The organism is Bacillus sp. RO2, from assembly GCF_012911845.1.
Classification (GTDB): Bacteria; Bacillota; Bacilli; order Bacillales; family Bacillaceae_I; genus Sutcliffiella_A.
Genome location: NZ_JAAXCU010000048.1, coordinates 174,423 through 198,606, shown reverse-complemented (window position 1 = coordinate 198,606; position 24,184 = coordinate 174,423). Strand labels below are relative to the sequence as shown.

At 37.9% G+C, this 24,184-nt stretch carries 25 protein-coding genes and 1 other RNA gene; 21 read left to right on the top strand and 5 right to left on the bottom strand.

What is annotated here, in order from left to right:
* Positions 1–4: 4 nt before the first annotated feature.
* Positions 5–1,336 carry a cytochrome ubiquinol oxidase subunit I gene (locus tag HF078_RS16610; protein ID WP_169292203.1) on the bottom strand — a complete coding sequence of 444 codons (1,332 nt, stop codon included), beginning with the start codon at positions 1,334–1,336 and terminating at the stop codon, positions 5–7.
* Between the two features lie 375 nt (positions 1,337–1,711).
* Between HF078_RS16610 and HF078_RS16605 the strand changes: the two genes are divergently transcribed.
* The 10 genes from HF078_RS16605 (at position 1,712) to HF078_RS16560 (ending at position 10,744) form a co-directional block, all read left to right on the top strand.
* Entirely contained in the window at positions 1,712–2,932 is a 1,221-nt protein-coding gene (locus HF078_RS16605; protein ID WP_169292149.1) for a tetratricopeptide repeat protein, read from the top strand.
* Between the two features lie 163 nt (positions 2,933–3,095).
* Positions 3,096–3,581 carry a site-2 protease family protein gene (locus HF078_RS16600; protein WP_169292148.1) on the top strand — a complete coding sequence of 162 codons (486 nt, stop codon included), beginning with the start codon at positions 3,096–3,098 and terminating at the stop codon, positions 3,579–3,581.
* A 171-nt stretch (positions 3,582–3,752) separates the two neighbouring features.
* Positions 3,753–4,889 (top strand): sensor histidine kinase, encoded by a 1,137-nt coding sequence (locus HF078_RS16595; RefSeq protein WP_169292147.1) that lies wholly within the window; start codon positions 3,753–3,755, stop codon positions 4,887–4,889.
* On the top strand, positions 4,886–5,485 hold the full coding sequence (locus HF078_RS16590; RefSeq protein WP_169292146.1) for a response regulator transcription factor: 600 nt from the start codon (positions 4,886–4,888) through the stop codon (positions 5,483–5,485). Before HF078_RS16595 ends, HF078_RS16590 begins: the two co-directional genes overlap by 4 nt.
* 127 nt (positions 5,486–5,612) lie before the next feature.
* On the top strand, positions 5,613–6,839 hold the full coding sequence (locus HF078_RS16585) for a DEAD/DEAH box helicase (protein ID WP_346775359.1): 1,227 nt from the start codon (positions 5,613–5,615) through the stop codon (positions 6,837–6,839).
* Between the two features lie 16 nt (positions 6,840–6,855).
* Complete coding sequence (locus HF078_RS16580) at positions 6,856–7,146, top strand: DUF6509 family protein (protein ID WP_169292145.1); 291 nt, start codon at positions 6,856–6,858, stop codon at positions 7,144–7,146.
* 44 nt (positions 7,147–7,190) lie between these two features.
* Positions 7,191–7,379: non-coding RNA, 6S RNA (gene ssrS / locus HF078_RS16575), on the top strand.
* Between the two features lie 186 nt (positions 7,380–7,565).
* On the top strand, positions 7,566–7,835 hold the full coding sequence (locus HF078_RS16570) for a DUF1292 domain-containing protein (RefSeq protein WP_169292144.1): 270 nt from the start codon (positions 7,566–7,568) through the stop codon (positions 7,833–7,835).
* Positions 7,836–8,026: 191 nt separating this feature from the next.
* Positions 8,027–9,421 carry an L-cystine transporter gene (locus HF078_RS16565; protein WP_169292143.1) on the top strand — a complete coding sequence of 465 codons (1,395 nt, stop codon included), beginning with the start codon at positions 8,027–8,029 and terminating at the stop codon, positions 9,419–9,421.
* Between the two features lie 276 nt (positions 9,422–9,697).
* Entirely contained in the window at positions 9,698–10,744 is a 1,047-nt protein-coding gene (locus HF078_RS16560) for an ATP synthase beta subunit C-terminal domain-containing protein (RefSeq protein ID WP_169292142.1), read from the top strand.
* Between the two features lie 51 nt (positions 10,745–10,795).
* Here HF078_RS16560 and HF078_RS16555 read toward each other — a convergent pair whose 3' ends face one another.
* Complete coding sequence (locus HF078_RS16555) at positions 10,796–12,151, bottom strand: glucoamylase family protein (protein ID WP_169292141.1); 1,356 nt, start codon at positions 12,149–12,151, stop codon at positions 10,796–10,798.
* A gap of 275 nt (positions 12,152–12,426) precedes the next feature.
* On the opposite strand from HF078_RS16555, the gene trhO reads away from it, so the two are divergent.
* The gene (gene trhO / locus HF078_RS16550) at positions 12,427–13,386 is read left to right on the top strand and encodes an oxygen-dependent tRNA uridine(34) hydroxylase TrhO (protein WP_169292201.1); all 960 of its coding nucleotides are present in this window, start codon (positions 12,427–12,429) and stop codon (positions 13,384–13,386) included.
* A 135-nt stretch (positions 13,387–13,521) separates the two neighbouring features.
* Positions 13,522–14,907 (top strand): class II fumarate hydratase, encoded by a 1,386-nt coding sequence (fumC, locus tag HF078_RS16545; protein WP_169292140.1) that lies wholly within the window; start codon positions 13,522–13,524, stop codon positions 14,905–14,907.
* Between the two features lie 52 nt (positions 14,908–14,959).
* Here fumC and HF078_RS16540 read toward each other — a convergent pair whose 3' ends face one another.
* Positions 14,960–15,283, bottom strand: coding sequence for a hypothetical protein (locus HF078_RS16540; RefSeq protein ID WP_169292139.1), 324 nt, complete (start codon positions 15,281–15,283; stop codon positions 14,960–14,962).
* 199 nt (positions 15,284–15,482) lie between these two features.
* On the opposite strand from HF078_RS16540, the gene HF078_RS16535 reads away from it, so the two are divergent.
* Together HF078_RS16535 and clpP are read left to right on the top strand one after the other, a co-directional pair.
* Entirely contained in the window at positions 15,483–16,163 is a 681-nt protein-coding gene (locus tag HF078_RS16535; RefSeq protein ID WP_169292138.1) for a sigma factor-like helix-turn-helix DNA-binding protein, read from the top strand.
* A complete protein-coding gene (clpP, locus tag HF078_RS16530; protein WP_346775367.1) occupies positions 16,160–16,762 on the top strand; it encodes an ATP-dependent Clp endopeptidase proteolytic subunit ClpP in 603 nt (200 codons plus the stop codon). Before HF078_RS16535 ends, clpP begins: the two co-directional genes overlap by 4 nt.
* Before the next feature lie 35 nt (positions 16,763–16,797).
* Here the strand turns inward: clpP and HF078_RS16525 are convergent, their stop codons facing one another.
* On the bottom strand, positions 16,798–17,382 hold the full coding sequence (locus HF078_RS16525; protein ID WP_169292200.1) for a TetR/AcrR family transcriptional regulator: 585 nt from the start codon (positions 17,380–17,382) through the stop codon (positions 16,798–16,800).
* 172 nt (positions 17,383–17,554) lie between these two features.
* On the opposite strand from HF078_RS16525, the gene HF078_RS16520 reads away from it, so the two are divergent.
* From HF078_RS16520 to HF078_RS16505, 4 genes are all read left to right on the top strand, one after another.
* Positions 17,555–18,469, top strand: a complete 915-nt coding sequence (locus tag HF078_RS16520; protein ID WP_169292136.1) for an ABC transporter ATP-binding protein — start codon at positions 17,555–17,557, stop codon at positions 18,467–18,469.
* Positions 18,469–20,073, top strand: a complete 1,605-nt coding sequence (locus HF078_RS16515) for an ABC transporter permease (protein ID WP_169292135.1) — start codon at positions 18,469–18,471, stop codon at positions 20,071–20,073. The genes HF078_RS16520 and HF078_RS16515 overlap by 1 nt, the downstream gene beginning before the upstream one ends.
* A gap of 164 nt (positions 20,074–20,237) precedes the next feature.
* The gene (locus tag HF078_RS16510; protein WP_169292134.1) at positions 20,238–20,687 is read left to right on the top strand and encodes a DUF2512 family protein; all 450 of its coding nucleotides are present in this window, start codon (positions 20,238–20,240) and stop codon (positions 20,685–20,687) included.
* Positions 20,688–20,773: 86 nt separating this feature from the next.
* Positions 20,774–21,295: a cupin domain-containing protein gene (locus HF078_RS16505; protein ID WP_169292133.1), complete on the top strand. Its 522-nt coding sequence runs from the start codon at positions 20,774–20,776 to the stop codon at positions 21,293–21,295.
* Between the two features lie 37 nt (positions 21,296–21,332).
* Here HF078_RS16505 and HF078_RS16500 read toward each other — a convergent pair whose 3' ends face one another.
* Positions 21,333–21,686: a winged helix-turn-helix transcriptional regulator gene (locus HF078_RS16500; RefSeq protein WP_169292132.1), complete on the bottom strand. Its 354-nt coding sequence runs from the start codon at positions 21,684–21,686 to the stop codon at positions 21,333–21,335.
* Positions 21,687–21,885: 199 nt separating this feature from the next.
* Here HF078_RS16500 and HF078_RS16495 point away from each other — a divergent pair, with 199 nt between their 5' ends.
* The 3 genes from HF078_RS16495 (at position 21,886) to HF078_RS16485 (ending at position 24,031) form a co-directional block, all read left to right on the top strand.
* The gene (locus HF078_RS16495) at positions 21,886–23,100 is read left to right on the top strand and encodes an MFS transporter (protein WP_169292199.1); all 1,215 of its coding nucleotides are present in this window, start codon (positions 21,886–21,888) and stop codon (positions 23,098–23,100) included.
* 271 nt (positions 23,101–23,371) lie between these two features.
* The gene (locus HF078_RS20945) at positions 23,372–23,539 is read left to right on the top strand and encodes an LAGLIDADG family homing endonuclease (RefSeq protein ID WP_240951780.1); all 168 of its coding nucleotides are present in this window, start codon (positions 23,372–23,374) and stop codon (positions 23,537–23,539) included.
* 123 nt (positions 23,540–23,662) lie between these two features.
* Positions 23,663–24,031, top strand: coding sequence for a hypothetical protein (locus HF078_RS16485; protein ID WP_169292131.1), 369 nt, complete (start codon positions 23,663–23,665; stop codon positions 24,029–24,031).
* Positions 24,032–24,184: the final 153 nt, after the last annotated feature.

Sequence of the window (24,184 nt, the reverse complement as noted above, 5' to 3'; positions counted from 1 at the left end):
CCCCTTACTCCATGCCCCTATCGTGGAGCTCTTTCTCCACAGGGTTATTTTTAAACATTTTCCGTAATACAGTCGCACAAGTTGTCAGAAGAACGATGTAAAGTAGAACAAATAGTACAATCATTAAATCAACATGTTCCGAGGTTGTTGCCCCTTGTTCGACGGTCATATAGCCTACAAGCAACCAAGGCTGCCTTCCAAGTTCCGCAAAGAACCAACCCATCTCGATGGCTAGGACAGCGAGCGGTCCACCCGCAACTATTGCCCATAACAAAGGCTTGTTCCATTCGTTCCATTTCCGGACTTTTGCAAACAAGACGTACAATATTGATATAAACGCCAGGAACATACCAATTCCAACCATCAAATCAAAGAAGTAATGGACGATTAATGGAGGTAGCTCCTCTTCAGGAAATTCTTCTAAGCCGATTACTTCCGCATCAGGGTTACCGTGAGCCAAAATACTTAAGGCATATGGAATTTCCAATGCGTATTTTACTTCATTATCTCCTTGAAGCACACCACCCAATATTAACGGAGCCTCTGATGAAGTTTCAAAGTGCCATTCTGCTGCCGCAAGTTTTTCAGGTTGATATTTTGCCAAATACTTACCTGAGAAATCACCGATGATCGCAGTGGATATCGCAAAGATTGCAGCTGCTGTCATAGTGAGGTGCAATGCTTTTTTATGATAAACATGATCTTTTCCTCTAAGTATTGCAAATGCTGCTATAGCAGCTAAAACAAAAGCTGTTGTTAAATACGCCGAAGATAAAACGTGAGCAACTTTTGTAGGGGTTGCAGGATTAAACATTGCTTCTAATGGACGGATATTGGTCAGAACGCCGTTTTCAAGGTCAAATCCTCTAGGTGCATTCATAAAGCCGTTCACTGTTGTGATAAAGAAGCCAGAAGCCATCGCTCCTAGTGCTACAGGGATCAAAATAAAAAAGTGATAAATTTTCTTTTTAAATCGGTCCCACGTATATAAATAGATTCCGAGGAAAATAGCTTCAAAGAAGAACGCAAAGGTTTCCATGAATAATGGAAGACTAATAACATGGCCTGCCATCTGCATAAAGTTTGGCCACAGCAGACTTAATTGCAAACCAATAGCGGTACCGGTCACTACCCCAATTGCCACGGTAATGACAAATCCACGTGCCCATCTTCTCGCAAGCAGGCGGTAATGCTCATCATTCCTTTTGATCCCCATCCACTCTGCCAAAGCTATCATTAGGGGTACTCCCACCCCGACAGTGGCGAAGATCACGTGTACAGCCAACGTAATACCTGTTAGAATTCGGCTTAATAAAACCGGATCGTATTCAAACATCCCAAACATCCAAATTCCACTCCTTCTCTAACACAAAATTTCTGTCTTCAAGATTCATTTTTATTATACAATAGATTGCTCAATACTTCACAAAATAAACATCAAGCAAACTCTCTTTCTAGTATATTCCCTTTAAACTAGAAGCAAAACAGGGGGAAAGCGCTTGAATATGACATCTTTATGGCAAAGATTCGGCTAATTTGTGACAACCAACGAAGTTAATCCAAGTAAACAAATGAAAGAGCTCTATCTTGTACGGAATAAAGGCGTAGATGGTGAATTTTCAGGAAAAAACAAAAAACTGATGGAATGTTGTATAAATATGTAGAAGAAGGTGGTAAAATATTCTTATAATTCACACAAAGGGTGTATTTGATGAGCAATTTAAAATATCATATTAATAGGCTTTCTAGAGACAGTTTCTCTCTAAACTATAATCTAGATCAAGGAATCGTTGGCACCTTCGAATTATCAGAAGGACACAAAGATAGTGTGAAAGTTCATGAGAAACTAAAATTTAATACACCAGTGGAAGAACTACTATACACAATTTATGATTTTACAGTGCTCCAAAATAAGAAAGCAGCAAGGGAAAAGTTCCAATACTTAAATGATGAGTTTGATACGGATAATTTATTATCAGACCCCAATATAAACTTACTTTATCTAGTGGTAAAACTTAAATACTTTATATTAAATAATGATAGAAAGTTATACAATCCAATATATAATCAAATTAGAAATTTACCTACCAGCATAAATCCCACGGTTGAATATATACATCATAAAACATTAGGTATTTATTATTATCGAACTAATAATTTTTTACAATCCACTTTAGCGCTTGATAATGCCCTATCCTTAGCGAAAAAACTACCTTATATTTCTGAAAATGATAAAGCAGAACTGTATTATCAAGTGGCATTAACAAAATTAAAAACTTGTGATACGTTTGAATCCATCTTTTTTGCAGAAAAGGCACTTTCTCTCTACCAAAGTCTCTATAACAATAAACGTTCGGCAGAGTGTCATATTATTTTAGGCATCAACTTTAACCATTCCAAGAGACAAGATTTAGCAGAAAAACATTATCTGTCAGCAAAAAATATTGGAGAAACCATTGAAGATGCATATCTGGAATCGATGGCCTTACATAATCTTGGTTGCATCAAGTCCTATCAGAAACAGTCAGAGGAAGCAATCTATTATTATTTAGAATCGTTAAAAAGGAAAAGAGAAGAAGAGAGAAGTGTATATTCCATACTAGGTCTAGTCGAAGAGTATTACTTTTTGAATCAAACAGAATTTTCAAAAGAATGGGCAGAACAAGGGTTGAGATTGGCTGTGAGAACTGATTCAAAAGAATATATTCTTCACTTCACTGCACATATCTATTTATTGGATAAAGATCCAGAGTTAGAGCAATACATCCAACAAGAAGTGATTCCTTATTTTAAGAATGCTGGAAATGAACGTTACACGATTAAGTATACGGAGATGTTAGCGAAATACTATTACGTAAACCAACAATACAAGTTGGCAAGTGAGTTTTTTAACAGTTGTTTGCAAAATATTAAATCCAAAACCTCTTATTAAGAGAAATTAGAAAATCCCACACTATAAATGCAGGTGTGGGATTTTCCAATAAAAAACGGGTAAATTGGTTTAGTGAAATTTTTTTAAAAATTCATGTTTGATTAACCAATATAGGGTATGTAAGCATTATTTAATCTTTTTAATAAGGAAGGTAGTGTTTACATTGTTTGGGATTAATGATTTGTGGAAATTCTTTTTCTCCTTTTTTCTTGTGCTACCTATCGTGACAACCATTCATGAAATGGGGCATTATTTCTTTGCTAAGCTTTTTGGTGGTAAGGTGATCGTTCATATAGGAACAGGAAATATCCTATTCAAGTTTGGTTCTATTCGCATAAGGAAGTTATATTTTTATGATGGTTGGTGTGAATATATATCGTTAAGCAAAAAAGCGTCTAAACTTGATAAAATTTTAGTTTATTTAGGGGGATCACTTTTCAATATCTTATCCATTTTTATCTTGAACACATTAATCTTAAATGACTTTTTAGAGCCAAGCATTTTCTTTTATCAGTTTACCTATTTCTCCTTTTACTTTTTATTCTTTTCATTATTTCCAATTAACCACCTAAATGGCTGTCCAAGCGATGGGATGGCAGTTCTAAATTTATTAACGAATAAAAAGTTCAGTAAAAATCCATCTAATTGATGAGATATATGACATTTGTCATAACATGTTCATGACACGTATGACTATGCCAAGTCTCATTATAATAGTAAAATGAGGGTAAAAGACGAAGAGTATTTTACAAAACTTTCCTAATAATATTTGTTATAATGAGATTATACAAGATATGTAAAGGTAAATGAGGTTTCAACTATGAAAAAAAGATACTTAATGTTTCAAAAAGGTTCTGGAATATCCCCATACATCTGGAGCGTATTTAGCATCCTGCCGTTTTATTTTATTTTTCAATCATCATCCACACCTGAAATAATAGTGGGTATCTTCTTAACGATTCTATTTTTTATTGCTTATAGATTTGCGTTCATCTCCAATCAGTGGCCGGTTTATCTCTGGACTTGTTTACTGATAGGGATTTCCATTACGATGACTATACTGTTTCATTTCATCTATTTTGCTTTCTATATTGCATTTTACAATGGGAAAATTAAGAATAAAATTGCCTTTATCGTGCTATATATCATTCATCTAATTGCAACTACAGTAGCAATTAACATAAATGTTGTCATGAGAGACGAGTTATTCCTAAAGCAAATCCCTTTTGTAGTGATTATTTGGATTGCCGTGATCTTATTGCCATTTAATCTTTACAATAAGCGAAAACAGGATCAGTTAGAAGAGCAGTTGGATGTAGCCAATAAAAGAATTTCTGAGCTTATCATCCAAGAAGAAAGGCAACGAATCGCAAGAGACCTGCATGATACACTTGGACAAAAACTCTCATTAATCGGCTTAAAGAGTGATCTTGCAAGGAAGGTAATGAATAAAAACCCTGATCAGGCAAAATCAGAGCTAAAAGATGTCCAACAAACAGCGAGGACAGCGTTAAATGAAGTGAGACAAATGGTGTCTCACATGAGAGGAATTCGATTAAAAGAGGAGTTTGTAAGAATAAAACAAATTCTTGACGCTGCAGAGATAGAACTAAAATTGAAACACGATTTACCTTTAAAGAACAATTCATTGTTCTTGGAGAACATTTTGAGTATGTGTTTGAAAGAAGCGGTCACCAATGTGGTAAAACATAGTAAAGCATCCAAATGTATGGTCCGTATGGAACAATTAGGAGACGAAATTAGGCTGACCATCCAAGACAACGGGGTTGGTATGACAGAGCAGGATGATATAGGAAAAGGCAGCGGACTGCTCGGTATTAAGGAACGACTGGAATTTGTAAATGGCTTAATGGAGATTAGTGGGGAACAGGGAACAACGCTCCGTATCAAGGTGCCTAAAATGGTCAATCAAAGGGAACAGGGGGAGAATGCATGATAAGGATAGTAATAGCAGAGGACCAACGAATGATGTTAGGCGCCTTAGGTTCATTACTAGATTTGGAAGACGATATGGAAGTGGTCGGAATGGCCGGGAACGGGGAAGAGGCTGTAGCTTTATACCATAAATATAAGCCTGATGTATGTATCATGGATATTGAGATGCCAGAAAAAACAGGCTTGGAGGCAGCGGAAGAGTTAAAAGGGTTAGGTTGCAAAGTAATCATATTGACCACATTTGCAAGAACAGGATATTTCCAAAGAGCCTTAAAAGCGGGTGTTACAGGTTACTTACTAAAAGACAGTCCAAGTGAAGAGCTGGCCAATTCCATTCGGAGCATCATGTCAGGAAGACGTGTCTATGCCCCTGAATTGATGGATGACTTCTACGGAGAGGAAAATCCGCTGACAGAAAGGGAAAAAGCAGTTCTAGAATTGGTGGCAGATGGGAAAAATACACAGGAGATAGCTGATGAATTACGCATCAAATCAGGTACCGTTAGAAACTACATTTCTACCATACTCGATAAGCTGGAAGTGAAAAACCGAATTGAAGCTATTACCCAATCCAAGGAAAAAGGTTGGTTTAAATAAAATTGGATATAATGTTTAAAAACCGATCTATGAGTAAGATCGGTTTTTTGTTTATGCTCTACTTTAATATGTGATATAGTTATGAAAGCTATTTCAAGGCCATATTTAGAAAAGAGACGTGATAAGAGTGACTGATTTTTTAAAATTAGGGATTCGTAAGGCAGTAAACCACTCCTTAAAATCCATGGGAATAAATTCCCCAACCCCCATACAGGAACAAACCATTCCTACAGTTCTTGAGGGACATGATGTAATTGCACAGGCGCAGACAGGCACGGGTAAGACTTTAGCTTTTGTCCTTCCTATTCTGGAAAAAGTGGATGTTAATAGCCCTGATACACAAGCATTGATATTAACACCAACCAGAGAGCTTGCTCACCAAATAACAAAAGAGATAAAGAAATTAAAGGAAAACATAGATGATTTAAACGTTCTTGCAGTATATGGTGGACAGGATGTTAATTCCCAGCTGAAAAAGCTTAAAGGAGCACAACATATTATCGTGGCAACACCTGGACGCTTGCTAGATCATGTGAGAAGAGGGACAATTGACCTTTCCACTATCTCTATGCTTGTCATCGATGAAGCAGATCAGATGCTATTAATGGGGTTTTTACCGGATATAGATACCATCACCGGAGAAACATTTTCTTCTCGGCAGACAATGTTATTTTCTGCAACCATACCAAATGAGATCCATTCTTTAGCTCAAAAATATATGAAGCAGCCTAAACACATTCAAATTGTGGAAAAGCAAGTGACTGTAGAGACGATCAACCATTATGCCGTGGAAACGACTGATCGCCGTAAAGAAGGCACTATGCTTCATCTTATAAAAGAACATAATCCCTATTTAGCCATTATCTTCTGCCGTACAAAGGCTAGGGTACAAAAATTGACCGAAGTGCTAAAACACGAGGGCATAGAATGTGAAGCATTACACGGTGATATCCCACAATCCAAACGGAACAGAGCAATGAAATGGTTCCGGGAGGCTAAACTTCAATACCTGGTTGCAACAGATGTAGCTGCTCGTGGGCTTGATGTAGAAGGTGTTACACATGTCTATAATTATGACATTCCAGAAGACTTAGAGACATACATCCATCGTACCGGCCGCACAGGGCGAGCGAGCGGAACAGGAGAAGCATACACCCTTTACGCTCCTAGAGATGTGGATTTCCTACAAATGATAGAAAAGGGAATAGATATGCCACTTGAGAAGCTCGTTTTTAAAGGCATTAGTATTCCTGACCGCGAAGATTACGAGGAAGAACGCAATATAAATATTGCAAAAGCGAGAAAAGAAAAAGCAAAGAAAAAAGATTTTACTAACAGGAATTTTAAGAGATAGAAAGGAAGATTTAACAATGAATATTAAAGGTCATGAAGCGGAAAAGCTCAAAGATCCGACGGGAATTATCGAGGGGGATAGATATGAATTTTTTCTAGATCTGGAAATTGATGAAGAAGATGAATTATATTCCGAGCAGGGTGTATATATAAAAGTGATCCTTGCCGTAGATAGTAATGGACATAGGATTGCTCAATATCAATTCTACGAAGAAAATACCAACAAGGCGTTGGATTTCGAAATGGAAGAAGAAGAAGAGCAGGCAGTGCTAACATACTGCGGGGAACATTTCAAGACAGTGTTATAACTAAAACCATTTGCATTTTTTCTCGTTCTCCTGTACTATAGGGAAACAAGCTACGATGTACGTAACCATAACAAAGTTTTAACCTTTATACTTAGCTAGGGAGTTTTATATAAAAGCAGGAATGTCATGCCTCCATGGATAGAGGACGACAGGAATGGTTTTGCGAACACCCACTTTCAGGAGTGGTGGTTTAAAACTTTCTTATACTAAGTTACGGCAGTTGTGGCTTGTTCCTTTAAAAACACACTAAAAAACGAGCTTCCATCTTTATGTGGAGGCTCGTTTTTATTTGCTTCCTAGACCAATTGAGTAACACAGTGTGTTAAGATAAGTAAGTTCTATATCGTGTATAGAATAACGAGTACTAGGAAAATACTTACAAGAGCACTAAGTAAAGTAACTGAAGGGAGAAAAGAAAAATGGAAAAGATAGAAGTTGGAGATATTTTTATTGTGACCGATGAGAATGATCAGGAACAAGAACTTGAGGTTCTTGGAACGATGGACGTGGAAGGCGCTGTATACGTAGCAGTCGGTTTTGTAGAAGAGATTGAAAAAGACACGACTGGCGACGTCGATATTTTCTTCTTGAAAGTGGAAGAAGACGGAGAATTATCCGAAATTGAAACAGACGAAGAGTTTAATAAAGTTTCCGCAGCATTCGAAACGATGGTAGACAAAGAACAATAATACTATGGAGGTTGTCCTGTAAAAAAGGACAGCCTCTTTTTTTGTTTAATGGCATGTATGAGAATAAGCTCCATACATTATATCAAAGAATGATTTTCCCTTGGAAAATTATTCTTCCATATCCAATTCCTACTTGACAGGGTTGTTTTAGTGGATTAAAGTATTTTAGTAAGAAAGAAGGGGGAGATAGTATGGAAACTTTGTTTATTGTACTTAATATTATTTTATTACTTTTACTTTGCTTTGGGCTTTATACGATGCAAAAGAAAGGCGTTTCTTTTTCTAAGCGCGTTTTCTCTGCATTGGGGATAGGGATTCTTTTCGGTCTTGGACTTCAGTTTGTTTATGGATCAGGTTCGGAAGTTTTGACAGGTTCTATCGACTGGTTCAATATTGTCGGTTCTGGCTATGTAAAATTTCTGCAGATGATTGTAATGCCATTAGTGTTCATCAGTATCATTGCAGCATTCACCAGACTTACATTAAAGAGTAACATTGGAAAGATCAGCGGGTTGATCCTTGGTATCTTAATCGGTACGACAGCTGTAGCAGCAGCCGTTGGTATCGGTACCACACTTGTCTTTGATCTAGAAGCAATCCAAATTGAGCAAGGAGAAGCGGAAACAGCTAGAGGAGAGCAGATGGAACAGCGAGCAGGGGACCTTGCATCTAAAACATTTCCGCAACAGATGCTAGATTTCATCCCTTCCAATGTATTCCTTGACTTTACAGGTGCACGTTCGACTTCGACAATAGCTGTGGTTATATTTGCCGCATTTATTGGGATTGCTTATTTAGGAGTTAGACGCAAAAACCCTGAACAGGCGGAATCCTTCGCAAAAATAGTGGATACCTTTTATACCATCATTATGAGAGTTGTGACCTTGATTCTTCGTTTAACTCCATATGGGGTACTGGCGTTAATGACCAAGGTTACTGCAACAAGTGATTACGGAGCCATTGCCAAGCTTGGGCAGTTTGTAGCAGCATCTTATGTGGCACTGGCAATTGTGTTCGGTATCCATTTAGTTCTTTTAGCGATTGCCGGTTTAAATCCATTGACATATGTTCGTAAGGCGATACCAGTTCTATCATTTGCCTTTACTTCTCGAACAAGTGCTGGAGCTTTACCATTAAACATCAAGACACAGACGAAAGAATTCGGTGTATCAGATGGTATTGCCAATTTCGCAGGTTCTTTTGGGTTATCTATTGGCCAAAACGGTTGTGCAGGTGTCTATCCGGCCATGCTGGCAGTGATGATTGCACCGACTGTGGGAATAAATCCGTTAGATCCCTCTTTCTTATTCATGTTGATTGTTATTGTAGCTATCAGTTCATTTGGGGTTGCGGGAGTAGGAGGCGGAGCAACTTTCGCTGCAATTCTCGTGCTTTCCGCAATGGACTTACCAATTGCACTGGCAGGTTTATTGATATCTGTAGAACCTCTAATTGATATGGGACGTACAGCAGTGAATGTTAGTGGTAGTATGACCGCAGGTGTGCTGACGAGTAAGGTGACGAATGACCTTGATACTTCTGTATTTAACAGTAAAGCATCTACGGATATGGAGTTGGATGTTTAATAAGTTTTTGAATGAGGAGAGAGAGCAGCTTAGGTGCTGCTCTCTTTTTTGTGGTGTTTTTAATGCGAAATCCGAAATGTCACAATGACCGGTGTAAAAGTCACAATAACCTTAGAGAAAGTTACAATAACTAAAGAAATAGTTACAATAAGCCTTAGAAAAGTTAAAATCCCTACTACTGAGGGTTGGAAGTAAAAATAAATGCGTTTAAACGTAATTTTTATTGCTTTTAAACAGAATATCAATTACTCTATAAAGTAACAGGAGGTGAAAATAATGGAAAATGTAAGATTGAATGTCGCTTTATTGCGTAGAAAGGTACCAAACTTGACGAGTGCGGCTAAATCTGTGGGCTTAAGACCAGCAACCGTTTCAAATCTGTGCACAGGCAAAATTCCAGTTGGGAGAGCAGAGGTACGCACCATTATCGCGCTAGCTGATTTAGCAGAGTGTAGCTTGGATGAGTTGATATTGAGAGGGGAGAAAGTCGATATGATTGAAACAAAAATTAAAGCTATTGATTTATTGGCTCCATTGACTAAAGGAGGTACTAACGGTCTTGTGGCAAGACCAGGCATGGGGCAACTTGTGGTTCTAGCAGAGTTGTATTACCGTCTTAAAAGAGAAGGGTACACTTCAATTTTGCTATCACCTAAGGGGGAGCATCCTGAGGTCACGGACATTCTTGATCATGTGGATTTGGCTGTAAGCACAATAGAAGAAGCCTACCAAAAAATCATGGAACTTGGACCAAATAAAGAGATAATTTTCACTGCTGACCGTGGTCATGTAGCGAATGGGAACATTCAAGACCTTCACAACAAACTAGAAAAGGTTGGAATGAATACAGTTACAACATTCCTTCTTGATTTAAGTGGTCAGGTTGTGGATGAAGACCTGCCTTATGGACCATTAGAAACGTTATGGCAATTTGATGCAGATCTTGCAGCTAGACATAAATATCCAGCTATTAATCCTTTACATTCCACTTCATCTGTTTTAGAAGGTGCTCACCTAGATCAACACCACTTATCCATACAACAACGCTCACAAAAACTTCTTAGACGGTACCGTGAGTTACGCTCACTTGTTCAAGTAAGAGGAATGGATCAACTCCCCGAATCTGAAATACAAACATATAAGAGAGGGGAAAGATTGGAGGCATATCTAACCCAACCTTTCTATGTTGCTGAACCCTTCTCTGGTAAACAAGGAGAAGATGTTGACCTCCCGACGATGCTTGAAGATATTAGAAAAATACTAGAAGGTTCCTATGATTCTGCTGAAGTAAATTCTTTATCATATATTGGTTCTATAAAATAACATTTCTATAGAATAATAAAAAGAGCCGCCAAACAGTGGCTCTTTTTGAATTTAATCCCTGATACCGAAATCCTCCACTTCCAATAGATGTTCCGGCTTTTTGCCAATCGGATCCTGATGAAAATAATCCCTGATGACACCTTTCTTTAAATAATTGGTGATAGAGGCTAAAATCATTCCCTGGTCCAAAGAAAGATACGTATGGGCAACTTCCCCTGTTTCAAGATTGACTGTGTCATAATAGCCATAATCTTCTCCATAGACTCCCATATCCCGAAGCTTTTTAAGGTTGTCATAAACTTCTTCAGGAGCATGCTCTAATGCAAGAAAGCTCGCATGTGGTGTAACTGTCGCTTTATCTTCATAACCTTCAGTTCCTAATACAGGAGCTCCAAACTCTCCATAATTATTTCGGATTGCTGCAGGAGAAAAGCCCCAAGCCTCCAATTCATTTACTTCCGCATAGCGGATTTGACCTTTTACATGCTGTAGATTATTTAAGCCTAAACCATTCACACCAAGTTCATTTTCCTTTAACACTAAGCTTGGCATCAGCGCTTCAAACATACTGCCTCCCCAGCTTGGTACAAACTTAATGTTGTCATATTCGTACACACCTTGAAACACACTTACACCGTTATACTCCTTCATCTCACCTGAAGGAGATTGAGATTGCCAATCAAATTCTGGCGGAAAAGTTCGGTACAACTTCCACCAATGTTCCTCAGGTACATCTCCTTTACCAATAGCGAGGTAACTTGCCACTCGCGGCTCCGTATATAACATCCCGTAATGATGAGAAGTAAGACTTTCTTGTTCCTTATCATATCCTCCATGTAGATGACCAACAGATGGGTCATAAAGAGTGGAATAATTCATTTGCTCCACGAGGGGATCTGTTAAATCTTTCAGACCTTCAAAATACTGCCCGGTAACGATTAACCCTGCAGTCAACCAACCATTGTCAACACTAGAGATAAACTGTCCCCAATCTTTTTTTTGCGTACCATCCTTCGTATAGTACCAATTGTAATAAAGCCCATTCCGCGTTTCCATATCTTCTAGTGACTGCAAGGTTTTTTCAAGCTTTTGCTCGGCTTCATTTTTTGATATAAAGCCAAGTTCCACACCAGAAACCATCCCTATCATATACATGGCAATATTAGTAGGGGAGGTATGTTCGGCTTTCGTTTCATCCTGCTCAAAGTCAACACGGTCCATGGTAAGACCTGTTTCAAGATCGGTATAATCTTCAAAAAATCGAAACGTTTTTTCAGCAGTGTCTAATAGTTCTTTCTCCATATCATTTTTCGGCTGAACAACTGTTTTTTCTGGAATGCTAGTAAAATAGAGAATTGTACCAACACCCACCATGGTTATTAAAAATAACCCAAGCAACTTTTTCAAATTCTAACAACCCCTCTTAACATATTTAGTGAAACGTTTCGAAAAAAACAACTGAAAACGCCTTCATTTGTGTAAAATATACCCTTTAACCAAATGTTTATCAATACATTTTCACCAAAAATAATGAAATGACACTCACTTCTTTCCGTTATCGTAATAAAAGCTTGTCACAATCCCATCATTTTTGATATAGTAATATGTTGTAACTTCTTATATAAAAAAAATTATGTCAACTATGTAAATAGATAAATTTAATAAAGGTATTGGTGATAATGATGAGTCAAGACTATAGAGTATTATTGTATTATAAATATGTAGATATCGAGAATCCTGAAGAGGTAACTCAAGAACATCTGGAATTCTGTAAAGAGTTAGAATTGAAAGGCCGCGTATTAATTGCAAAAGAAGGGATTAACGGTACAGTTTCAGGAACGATCGAGCAAACAGACGCTTATATTGAGCATATGAATGCACATCCTCTGTTCTCAGATATCATCTATAAAGTAGATGAAGTAACGGAACATGCATTTCCTAAAATGAAGGTTCGTTATCGTCCGGAATTGGTAACATTACGCCTGGAAGATGATATCGATCCCCGCAAAACAACAGGGAAGCATTTAAAACCAAAAGAATGGTTAGAAGCATTACAAAGCGAAGATACAGTGGTAATTGATGCTCGTAATGATTATGAGTACGACCTTGGACATTTCCGTGGTGCAGTGAAACCGGACATCAATACGTTCAAAGAACTTCCTCAATGGATTAAAGAAAACAAAAAGAATTTTGAAGGCAAAAAGATTTTAACGTATTGTACTGGCGGAGTACGTTGTGAAAAGTTCTCTGGATGGCTGCTTGAAGAAGGTTTTGAGGATGTTTCCCAGCTGGATGGAGGAATTGTCACTTACGGGAAAGACCCTGAAGTGCAAGGAGAACTATGGGATGGACAATGCTATGTGTTTGATGAGCGTATCAGTGTTCCAATTAATCAAAAGGAACATGTAGTTGTCGGGAAAGATCATTTTTCCGGTGAACCTTGCGAGCGCTATGTAAACTGTGCAAACCCTGAGTGTAACAAGAAGATCTTGAGCTCTGAGGAAAACGAACACAAATACTTGCGTAGTTGTTCCCACGAATGCCGAGTACACCCAAGAAATCGTTATATCACAGAACACGGATTAACAGAAGAAGAAGTAAGCAAAAGAATGGATGCAATAAAAGAAGAAGTTACAAACTAATTTAGCTAACCTGTTTCTCAAATGAGAGACAGGTTATTTTTGTGCGCTTAAAGAAATACTTATCTGAAAAGACTACGTTTTTCTTTTAACAATAGAGGTAAATAGTAAGTAATGAAAAGAAAGGAGACTACATACATGGAATACCGTATTGAAAAAGATACAATGGGAGAAATAAAAGTTCCAAAGAATAAGCTATGGGGAGCACAAACGCAAAGAAGCATCGAAAATTTCGCTATTGGTGCGGAGAAGATGCCAATAGAGATCATTCACGGCTTTGCACTATTAAAAAAAGCAGCGGCAAAAAGTAATCATAAATTGAGCAAACTCTCTTCCGAAAAAGCAGAGGCAATTACAGCCGCTGCCCAAGAGGTAATAACAGGAAAATGGGATGAGCATTTTCCACTAGTTGTGTGGCAAACAGGTAGTGGTACACAATCCAATATGAATGTAAACGAAGTGATTGCCAATAGGGCAAACCAACTGTTAACTGACAGCGGAGGAGAGGACCGGATTCATCCAAACGATGATGTAAACATGTCTCAAAGCTCCAATGACACGTTTCCGACTGCCTTACACATTGCTGGAGTGTTAGCAGTGGAGGAAAGACTTCTTCCGGCATTAACGAGACTAAAAGAGACTTTGCTACAAAAGTCCGACAAATTCAATGATGTTATTAAAATTGGAAGAACCCACCTTCAAGATGCTACCCCGCTTACACTGGGCCAAGAAATCAGCGGATGGCATCATATGCTTGAAAAAGGGGAGAAAATGATTACAGAAAGCCTACCCTATATGAAAGAACTGGCCATAGGGGGAACGGCAGTAGGTACAGGGATAAATGCGCATCCAGATTTTGGGCGGATGGTAGCGGAAGAGATTACACAACTGACAGGGAAAAATTTCATTTCTGCAGCGAATAAATTTCATGCATTAACCAGTCATGATCAGGTTGTATATGTACATGGAGCAATAAAAGCACTTGCTGCAGATTTAATGAAAATTGCCAATGACGTAAGGTGGCTTGCCAGTGGTCCAAGAAGCGGGATAGGTGAGATAACTATACCTGAAAATGAACCTGGAAGCTCTATTATGCCCGGCAAAGTCAACCCAACCCAAAGTGAGGCATTAACAATGGTGGCAACGCAAGTTATGGGCAATGATGTAACCATTGGTATTGCTGCAAGTCAGGGTAACTTTGAACTGAATGTGTTCAAACCCGTCATTATCTATAATTTTTTACAATCTGTTACACTTTTGACTGACAGCATGAACAGTTTTAACGACAAATGCGTCAGCGGAATGGAACCTAATCTTGAAAAAATAGCCTTAAACCTTCAAAACTCTTTGATGTTAGTAACATCCTTAAACCCTCATATAGGATATGAAAAAGCAGCATCCATTGCTAAGCTTGCACACAAAGAAGGGACCACGTTAAAAGAAGCCGCACTAAAACTGGAACTGCTAACAGAAGAAGAATTTGATGCCTTTGTTGATCCGAGTAAAATGGTAAGTCCACAATAAACAAGCTGGCCAGGTGGGAATCCTACTTGATTTTCCACCTGGCCAAGTTATTCTATTTCTCCATCATCTCAGTTTCACTGACTTTATCTATTTTGTCCACAAACATTTGAAACACTTTTCTTTTTTCATCTAACTCTTTTATGTATTGTTTAAGTTCATTGAATTTCTCTTCAAATGGTTTGTGATATGAATCTTTAATGTTGTCGATGATTTCATCATTAATCGTGGACTGTATTACTTGTTTCGTAATACTGAACTTAATAGAATATAACTGAAGATCAGATTTCACTTTTTCATATTCATCATCAATTTCTTTCTTCTGCTTTAACATTTCTTCTTTCCATTCTAATAAAGAATCCTTTACATATGTCTGCATAGTTACCTCCCATGAACATACTGATACTAAGGTTTTGTATTGTATCTATAATATTAAAGAAAATGCTCAGATTTGTGGGGGTATTTTTCTTTACAGTCTGTTTACATATTACATACTTAAAAAAAATATAAAGTAACCCGTATCTTCAGGGGCTAATAATTCGTTTAGATAATAGAGTGGAGTAAAGGAGTGTTGCTCATTGAAAAAAGCAGATAAAAAATTGGCAAGTGAAAACGCCTTGTCCCAGGAAGAGCGCATACAGGACCATTATCATCAATTACTCCGATATTGCCTGTTTCTTACGAAAAACGAATGGGATGGTTGTGACCTTGCACAAGAAACCATGGCAAAGACCATTAAGCATTACTCTCATGCTTCTGTTATTAGTCAAGCTCTTCTTAAGAAAGTTGCTTACAACAAGTGGATTGATGTTGTACGGAGAAGACAAAAAGAAATATTGCAGGATGTTTTTAAGGAAGAGGCGCATCATCATCATTTGGAGAAAGCCCTCGTTATTACAGATACATTACTTACACATACTACACCAAAACAAGCAGTGATTTTCTTTCTTACAGAGGCATTTGATTATCAATCTGCTGAAATTGCCGACATGCTTGGAACAACAGAAGGAGCGGTAAAAGCAGCTTTACATCGCTCTAGAAAAAGACTAAACAAAAAAGAGCCACCTAACTTGGAACTCATAGACAGTTTTTGGAGCGAGGAGGAAAAGCATCTATTGCCACCATTATTCCAGCAAAGTCTTCAGGAAGAAGATCCAAGAGTTCTCATTGATGCACTGCCGACAATCTTCCGTCATAACGTCATGATGTACACACCTTCTACTCACACTCCGACCAATGCATTTACATCCGTTGCATAACGAAGGAGGAAAAGGACATGAATACAATACCATATGTCATTGAACAATCAACTAGAGGAGAACGTTCATACGATATTTATTCTCGCTTGCTGAAGGACCGTATTATTATGATCGGTGATGAAATCAATGATCAGATTGCAAGTAGTGTCGTTGCTCAATTGCTTTTTCTAGCTGCTGATGACCCAAATAAAGACATTTCCATCTATATAAACAGCCCAGGCGGCTCTACTACTGCTGGGTTTGCCATTCTTGATACGATGCACTATATCAAACCAGACGTTCGAACAATCTGTATTGGGATGGCCGCATCTTTTGGGGCAATGCTGTTAATGGCCGGAACGAAGGGGAAGAGGCTTGCATTGCCAAACAGCGAAATTATGATTCATCAGCCACTAGGTGGTGCTAGAGGTCAGGCGACGGAAATCGAAATATCAGCTCGTAGAATCCTGAAGTTAAAAGATGACCTTCATAAAATGATTGCTGACTATACTGGACAGCCAATTGAAAAGATTGCGCGTGATACTGACAGAGATAATTTTATGACGGCAAGTGAAGCAAAGGAATACGGAATTATCGATGAAGTAATTAAAAAAGGCTAATAAATAACAGGCACCTCACTAGAGGAAGCCTGTTTTTATTCTTTTTTACCAATAATCCCGTAAAAAAAGATATTCGTAATGTCTTCCGTCAACGGAAGCACTTTTTGATAAACTTCTTCTCTTTGCATATAATCTTTCAGCATCTGTACATAGAAAAGAATGGCTTCTTGCGAAAGATTTGGATCGACATAGCCTTGTTCCTTTCCTTCCTCAAACAATTTCGCAAAATAAGGAAGTGCTTTTTCCACATAGATTTTCTCAATGATATTACCTTCTGTTGTATATTCTTTCATCATGAAGTGATAAAATTCTTCATGAATCTGTTTAGAAATCTCTTTTTTATTGAAAATTATTTGTTTGATTTTCTCTGGGAATGGGATATCGCTATGAATGAGCCTTTCAAAATCGTCTGAAGTTTTATTTATGTAATAACCAAAGACATCGCTTGTTAATTTATGTTTGCTCTCAAAGTAATTATAGATTGTTACTTGGGAAACATTGGCCTTTTGCGCTATTTCAGAAATGGAAACTTTCTGGACTCCATATTCCATAAAAAGAGTCAAGGCAGCTTCTAGGATATCTTGTTTCTTTTGTTCTCTCCGTCGTTGAAAACCGTCCATCATTTTTCACCTCGCTTATATTTTAATCAAAATTATGTAATAAAACAAATGAAATAGTTCATAAACTCTTGTCAAAGGATTATTTTATATATATTATGAACTATGTAAGTTAAAATATTTCATATTTTGCTTTTCTGTATGATTTATCATGTAGATGGAGGGAGGGTCTTTCATGACCATATTAGAGACAAAAAATTTATCTAAAACATTCGGTAAATTCTCTGCGTTGGACGGAGTAAATCTAAATGTTAACAGTGGAGAGGTCTACGGATTCATTGGACCGAATGGAGCGGGGAAATCCACCACCATACGTATATTATTAGGCATTCTAAAAGCTTCAAAAGGCGAGGCAAAGATATTTGGTCTAGATGCTTGGAAGGATGCTGTAGAAATTCATAAGCGCATTGCCTATGTACCAGGTGATGTGACATTATGGCCAAACCTAACAGGAGGAGAGGTCATTGATCTATTCATGAAACTTCGTGGAGGGAGCAACACTGGAAAGAGAGAAGATCTGATTGAAAGATTTAAACTAGATCCTTCAAAAAAATGCAGAACTTATTCTAAAGGAAATCGGCAAAAAGTAGCGTTAGTTGCGGCATTTGCTTCAAATGCAGATTTATATATATTAGATGAACCTACTTCAGGACTTGATCCATTAATGGAGATGATTTTCCAGGAATGCGTAATGGAGGCTAAACTTGCAGGAAAGAGTGTGCTTCTCTCAAGTCATATACTTTCTGAGGTTGAAAAGCTATGTGACCGTGTTGGAATCATTCGACAAGGGATGATTATAGAAACAGGAACATTACAAGAACTGAGACATCTCACAAGAACACATCTGCTGGTTGAAACAAAACAGCCTTTAGTGGATATCAGTTCATTGAAAGGTGTACATGAAGTAGAACAAAAAGATGCTGCGGTTTCTTTTCAAGTTGACGCTGAGGAACTGGCTAATGTCATGAAGCATGTGAGCGGGTACGGTCTAATTAAATTAGAAAGTTCTCCTCCTACCTTAGAGGATTTGTTTATGCGACATTATGATAGTGGCAATACTTCCAATGCAGGAGCGGGAGGGGAAGCCTAATGTGGAAGCAACGTTTTACTAATACGGGTAGCCTCATACTTTTCACTTTGAAACGGGATAAGATTCGTATCCCAATTTGGTTGCTGTCCATTACTATGATGACAATATTAACTGCTACGTCTTTTTCTGGTCTGTATGCGAATGACCAGGAAAGACAAGCAATCGCTGAAACAATGAAGAACCCTGCCATGACGGCAATGGTCGGTAAGGGATATGGGTTGGAAAACTATACAGAAGGGCCCATGATGGCACATCAAATGCTTCTGTTTACAGCGATAGTGGTGGCAATCATGAGTATTATGTTAGTTACGCGTCATACAAGAAATGATGAAGAGGAGGGACGCGTCGAGTTAATCCGCTCCTTGCCTGTAGGTCGTTTAGCTACTGTTACTTCTACACTGGTCGTTGTGATAGCTACCAATGTATGTTTAAGTCTCTTCGTAGCTTTTAGCTTATTTTCACTAGGAATTGAAAGCATTGATCTGAACGGTTCCCTTTTATACGGTGCAGCATTAGGTGTTACGGGGGTATTTTTCACAAGCATTACGCTACTTTTTGCACAACTTTCTTCAAACTCTCGTAGTACCATTGGGTTGTCATTTACTGTGCTTGCAGTCTCTTATATCATTCGTGCGATAGGTGATGTAAGTAATGAAGGCTTGTCTTGGGTATCACCGCTCGGATGGATATTGAGAACAGAGGTTTATGTGAACAATTATTGGTGGCCAGTTTTTCTTACAATAAGCAGCTCTATAATTATTGCCGTGACTGCGCTTTATTTACATGCATTGCGTGATCTTGGGTCTGGTTTCATCCCGACAAAGCCAGGTAAAAGATTTGCGTCTCGTTTCTTAAAAAGTCCTTTCGGATTGGCCTTCAGGCTCCAACGTACAGGGATTATCGCTTGGGCGATCGGAATGTTTATCTTAGGAGCGTCGTATGGATCCGTGCTTGGGGACCTAGAAACGTTCTTTTCTAGCAATGATATGTTAACTCAAATGTTACCACCTGTGGAAGGATACACGTTAACGGAACAATTTATGACCATGCTTATGGCTATTATTTCGATGCTTTGTACGATTCCCCCCATCATGTTTTTGTTGAAGTTAAAAGGGGAGGAGAAGAGGGGGCACCTGGAGCCAATACTTGCGAGAAGCGTGTCACGATCAAAGTTACTGGGTAGTTATATGTTGTTGTCTCTCATCTTCGGCTTTATTATGCTAACTTTGGCCATTTTAGGCTTATGGGTGGCAGCAGATTCCGTCATGGATGATCCTATCTCTTTACAGTCGTTTTTAAAAGCAGGCTTAGTCTATTTGCCCGCTTTGTGGATCATGACCGGAATTGGAGTTGCTATCATTGGATTAAAACCTAAACTGACAGGTCTCACTTGGCTTGTACTAGGCTATTCGTTTTTTGTTGTATATCTTGGGGGGATGCTAAAGCTTCCTGACTGGATGGCAAATTTATCGCCATACGGACACATACCACAGATTCCGGTGGAAGAAATCAATTATTTAACGCTAGCGACCCTTTCACTTATTGCAATCATTCTTATGATTGTAGGTTTTTTCGGATTTCGTAATCGTGATATCACAGGATAATGTTGCCCCCTCGTTATAATAAGAGGCTACTGAAAAACTGAAAAAGTAAAGTTGTTAATGATTCCAAGCTGTTGATTTCAGTGGCCTCATTTATTAACGAGGGGGTTTACCTGAATAAAACACCTTTTCATCGAGCAATCTACAAGGGAAAAGGAGTGAAAAACATGAAGCATGTTATGCCGATATTAATTAAATTCATCGCCAGCTTTTTAATCCTATCCTTTTTCTTGAATCAGTTTGCTGAAATATCTTTCCTCGATATTCTTTTGACAACTGTTCTTCTCGTTACTTTTTCGTACTTTGTAGTGGATGATATGGTCTTGCCACGAACAAATTACACATTCGCTGCTGTTTTTGACTTTGTATTTAATTTTGCGGTTATTGCTTTTATGGCATATATTCTGACCAATTTAAGTGGCGGATTCCTGATACCATCAGCTATTGCAGCATTAACTATTATTGTATTTGAAGTGTTCTTTCATCTATATCTTGTCAAAAGTGTTTTCCCGGATCACCCAAGAAAGAAAGCGAAGAGGGAAGCTCGACCGATGGAACTCCAAACAGAGTTCTCAGAAGAGTTAAGTGTTCATGAAAAGAAGAAGAGAGAAGACTAAACCCAATATTTCTGTTGGGTTTTTGTTTTTGTTTGCTATACTTTTATATATTCGGATTTAATTGGGGAAGGAGTCTATGAGCAATTATGAGTCTTGATAAAGTGAAAGATTGGGTAGAGGCATTAGGGCTTGAAGCACATCCAGAAGGTGGCTTTTACAAACAAACATATATATCAGGGGAAAACATCACTGATAATGAACTATCTGTTTCTTTCGATGGTAAGCGAAAGCTATATTCAAGCATCTATTTTTTACTTACAGATAAAAACATTTCACACTTTCATCGGTTAAAATCAGATGAATTATGGTATTTTCATGGGGGCAGTTCATTAACCGTCCACGTCATTACAGAAGCAGGGAAGTATGAACAACACAAGTTAGGTTTAAATTTACGTGAAGGGGAAAGACCACAAGTATTAGTTTCGAAAAACTCTATTTTTGGTTCAAGTGTCGATACTTTAGATAGTTATGCTCTGGTTGGTTGCATGGTGTCACCTGGGTTTGAATTCAAGGATTTTGAAATGTTCACACAAACGGATTTAATGGCAAAGTATCCCGAACACGAGGAAATTATTCGGAAGATGGCTTATGAAGTGTTGCCGATTTGAAGTAACCCCCTTTCAAAGTAGTGGAAAGGGGGTTTACTTAGTTTTCATTTGTATCCATTAAAACTAACTCTTTATCTGGGTAAGTTTTCTCTATATGATGCTCACCCCATGAACAAAGCATGTCCAATGCAGGCTTTAGGGACCAGCCGTAATTAGTTAATTCATACTCTACTTTAGGAGGTACCTGATTATAAATAATGCGATTGACAACACCATCAGCCTCAAGCTCTCTAAGTTGCTGAGTGAGCATTTTTTGCGTAATAGTAGGCATGAGTCTTTTAAGTTCGCTAGTGCGCCTTTTACTTTTAATTAGGTGACATAAAATCACTACTTTCCACTTTCCACCGATAACTTCCAATGCAGCTTCCACTGGAATATTGTATTTCTTCATAAAGTATCCCTTCTTTGTAAGGTATTTATTTCACTCATTATACCACCATGTTCTTAAAGGTAAATAGGGTACTTCCAGGTGCCTACCTCACTTTAAAGTGCGTACTTACATTTAATAACTAATGCCTTCATAATAAGAACTCGAAAGGTTACCAAATGGCGCCAAAGGTAATCTCCATATTATGAAGGAGGCATTTATGATGAGTTCACAAGCAATTTCTATAGATCAAACTAAAGCAAACAGACGAAATAGTACGTTAGCATTGTTAGCACTAGCAATTAGTGCTTTTGGAATTGGGACAACAGAATTCGTTCCAGTTGGCTTATTGTCAACCATATCAAATGATTTAAACATCTCCATCACAATGGCGGGATTGTTAATCTCGGGTTATGCGATGGGTGTTGCCATTGGTGCACCAGTTTTAACCGCACTTACAAATAAGATGAATCGAAAGACGTTACTTATCTCCCTAATGATTGTATTTATTATTGGTAATACGGTAGCAGCTTTATCCAGCAATTATGAATTACTATTGGCAGCAAGGTTTATCACCGCTTTTTCACACGGAATCTTCTTTTCAATAGGGGCAACAATCGCTGCAGATCTTGTTCCTGCTGACAAAAGAGCAAGCGCCATTGCATTGATGTTTACAGGATTGACTGTGGCGACAGTAACAGGTGTACCACTAGGAACCTTTATTGGACAAATGTTTGGCTGGAGAGCAACGTTTTGGGGTGTTGCTCTCTTGGGAGTGATTGGAGCAGCAGCAAGTGCAATTCTAATTCCCAGCAATTTGAAAGAGGCACCACCATCAACGTTACGCGAGCAACTTGATGTGTTGAAAAACAGTAAACTTTTGATGGCTTTTGCGATAACCGCTTTAGGATATGGTGGGACTTTCGTGGCATTCACTTACTTGACACCACTTTTAGAAACCGTTACAGGATTTAGTGCAAAGTGGGTAAGTGGTATCTTACTTGTTTATGGAATCGCTGTTGCAGTAGGGAATGTAATTGGTGGTAAAGCATCAGATAAGAACCCTTTGAAGGCACTAATGTGGATGTTTATAATGCAAGCTGTCATTTTGGTTGTGTTGACATTTGCAGCACCATTTAAAGTTGTAGGGCTGATCGTGATCTTCTTAATGGGGATGTTTGCATTTATGAATGTACCTGGACTTCAGGTGTTGGTCGTGAATCTTGCGGAAAAATATGTACCTTCTGCAGTAAACGTGGCTTCTGCGCTCAATATTGCAGCATTTAACGTAGGGATAGCGATTGGATCGTTGTTAGGTGGTATTATTGTGGATTCTATAGGTCTGATCCATACTCCATGGATTGGGGGAGTCATGGTGATGGGGGCAGTTGGGTTGACGTTTAAATTAATGAAAATGGAAGGGAAAACTGCTCAGTAATGGGCGGTTTTTTCTTTTTTTAAGGGAGGGAAGTGCTATTTTTTGCACATAAGAACAAATGTTCGTATAATAAAAATGTAGGTAATCGAAAATATGAAGCAGATACGAAATAGAAAAATCACCTTTGACCTCCCAGAAATTATTAAAATGTATAATGATGGTATGAGTACCACAAATTCTAAAGAAAAATAATGTGGAATTGCGTCCTAGGGGACATTGGAAAAGGAAGTATCATATAAATGAGGATTATTTTAAGCACTGGTCACCGAACATGGCATATATATTAGGCTTTTTCTTAGCGGATGGAGTAGTAAGTGGAGAAGGACAAACAGTAAGTTTTGCACAAAAAGAAATTGAAATTCTTGATGAAATAAGACATGAAATGAAATCTAATCATCCAATTGGGGAATATAAAAATGGGTATATTTCCTTAATATAAACAGCAAAATTATTAAAGATGACCTAATAAATATCCATGGTTTAACACCAAACAAGTCTAGAACTGTAGAATTTCCTTATGTTCCAGAAGGATATATGCATCATTTTGTAAGAGGTTATTTTGATGGAGATGGAAGTATATAAAAAAGGAAATATGATAAACTTTGTTGGAGGGTCATATTTCTTTATAGATTTAAGAAATATACTCGATTCCAAAGGATACGACCCAATAATTACAAGTAAAGATAATCACTTCAGAATTTACATTACCGGCAGAAAGACCATAAAACAATTTGGTGATCGGATATACAATGATAAGAGATTATATCTGAAAAGAAAATTTGATATTTACAATAAAGAAGAATTATCAGCTGAGAAGTTAATAAACAAAGCTGCAAAAAAAACGACTAAGCAAAGAGTATTCCTTAAAGAGTTCGAGTTTCACAACTCCATAGAAAAAGCACGTTTACATGCAAATATTTCTGTTGAGTAGTTAGAGAATTGGATAAAAACTGATGATCAATTTGCAAGTATTCAACTCATAACAAAAATATAAATACTCGAGAGCAGAGGAGTAACTTAATACTCCTCTAATCTTGTATTTTCTTCGGGGTCTACATAATATGTATTATAGGAAGTTATAAAA

What these genes read in the sequence shown, in the direction of transcription:
- HF078_RS16500 (WP_169292132.1), bottom strand. Translation starts at nt 21,686, where the DNA reads ATGAAGAAATACAATATTCCAGTGGAAGCTGCATTGGAAGTTATCGGT.
- HF078_RS16605 (WP_169292149.1), top strand. Translation starts at nt 1,712, where the DNA reads ATGAGCAATTTAAAATATCATATTAATAGGCTTTCTAGAGACAGTTTC.
- HF078_RS16495 (WP_169292199.1), top strand. Translation starts at nt 21,886, where the DNA reads ATGAGTTCACAAGCAATTTCTATAGATCAAACTAAAGCAAACAGACGA.
- HF078_RS16520 (WP_169292136.1), top strand. Translation starts at nt 17,555, where the DNA reads ATGACCATATTAGAGACAAAAAATTTATCTAAAACATTCGGTAAATTC.
- HF078_RS16510 (WP_169292134.1), top strand. Translation starts at nt 20,238, where the DNA reads ATGAAGCATGTTATGCCGATATTAATTAAATTCATCGCCAGCTTTTTA.
- HF078_RS20945 (WP_240951780.1), top strand. Translation starts at nt 23,372, where the DNA reads ATGGCATATATATTAGGCTTTTTCTTAGCGGATGGAGTAGTAAGTGGA.
- HF078_RS16590 (WP_169292146.1), top strand. Translation starts at nt 4,886, where the DNA reads ATGATAAGGATAGTAATAGCAGAGGACCAACGAATGATGTTAGGCGCC.
- HF078_RS16525 (WP_169292200.1), bottom strand. Translation starts at nt 17,382, where the DNA reads ATGGACGGTTTTCAACGACGGAGAGAACAAAAGAAACAAGATATCCTA.
- trhO (WP_169292201.1), top strand. Translation starts at nt 12,427, where the DNA reads ATGAGTCAAGACTATAGAGTATTATTGTATTATAAATATGTAGATATC.
- HF078_RS16505 (WP_169292133.1), top strand. Translation starts at nt 20,774, where the DNA reads ATGAGTCTTGATAAAGTGAAAGATTGGGTAGAGGCATTAGGGCTTGAA.
- fumC (WP_169292140.1), top strand. Translation starts at nt 13,522, where the DNA reads ATGGAATACCGTATTGAAAAAGATACAATGGGAGAAATAAAAGTTCCA.
- HF078_RS16570 (WP_169292144.1), top strand. Translation starts at nt 7,566, where the DNA reads ATGGAAAAGATAGAAGTTGGAGATATTTTTATTGTGACCGATGAGAAT.
- HF078_RS16485 (WP_169292131.1), top strand. Translation starts at nt 23,663, where the DNA reads ATGGAGATGGAAGTATATAAAAAAGGAAATATGATAAACTTTGTTGGA.
- HF078_RS16540 (WP_169292139.1), bottom strand. Translation starts at nt 15,283, where the DNA reads ATGCAGACATATGTAAAGGATTCTTTATTAGAATGGAAAGAAGAAATG.
- HF078_RS16610 (WP_169292203.1), bottom strand. Translation starts at nt 1,336, where the DNA reads ATGTTTGAATACGATCCGGTTTTATTAAGCCGAATTCTAACAGGTATT.
- HF078_RS16595 (WP_169292147.1), top strand. Translation starts at nt 3,753, where the DNA reads ATGAAAAAAAGATACTTAATGTTTCAAAAAGGTTCTGGAATATCCCCA.
- HF078_RS16580 (WP_169292145.1), top strand. Translation starts at nt 6,856, where the DNA reads ATGAATATTAAAGGTCATGAAGCGGAAAAGCTCAAAGATCCGACGGGA.
- HF078_RS16560 (WP_169292142.1), top strand. Translation starts at nt 9,698, where the DNA reads ATGGAAAATGTAAGATTGAATGTCGCTTTATTGCGTAGAAAGGTACCA.
- HF078_RS16515 (WP_169292135.1), top strand. Translation starts at nt 18,469, where the DNA reads ATGTGGAAGCAACGTTTTACTAATACGGGTAGCCTCATACTTTTCACT.
- HF078_RS16565 (WP_169292143.1), top strand. Translation starts at nt 8,027, where the DNA reads ATGGAAACTTTGTTTATTGTACTTAATATTATTTTATTACTTTTACTT.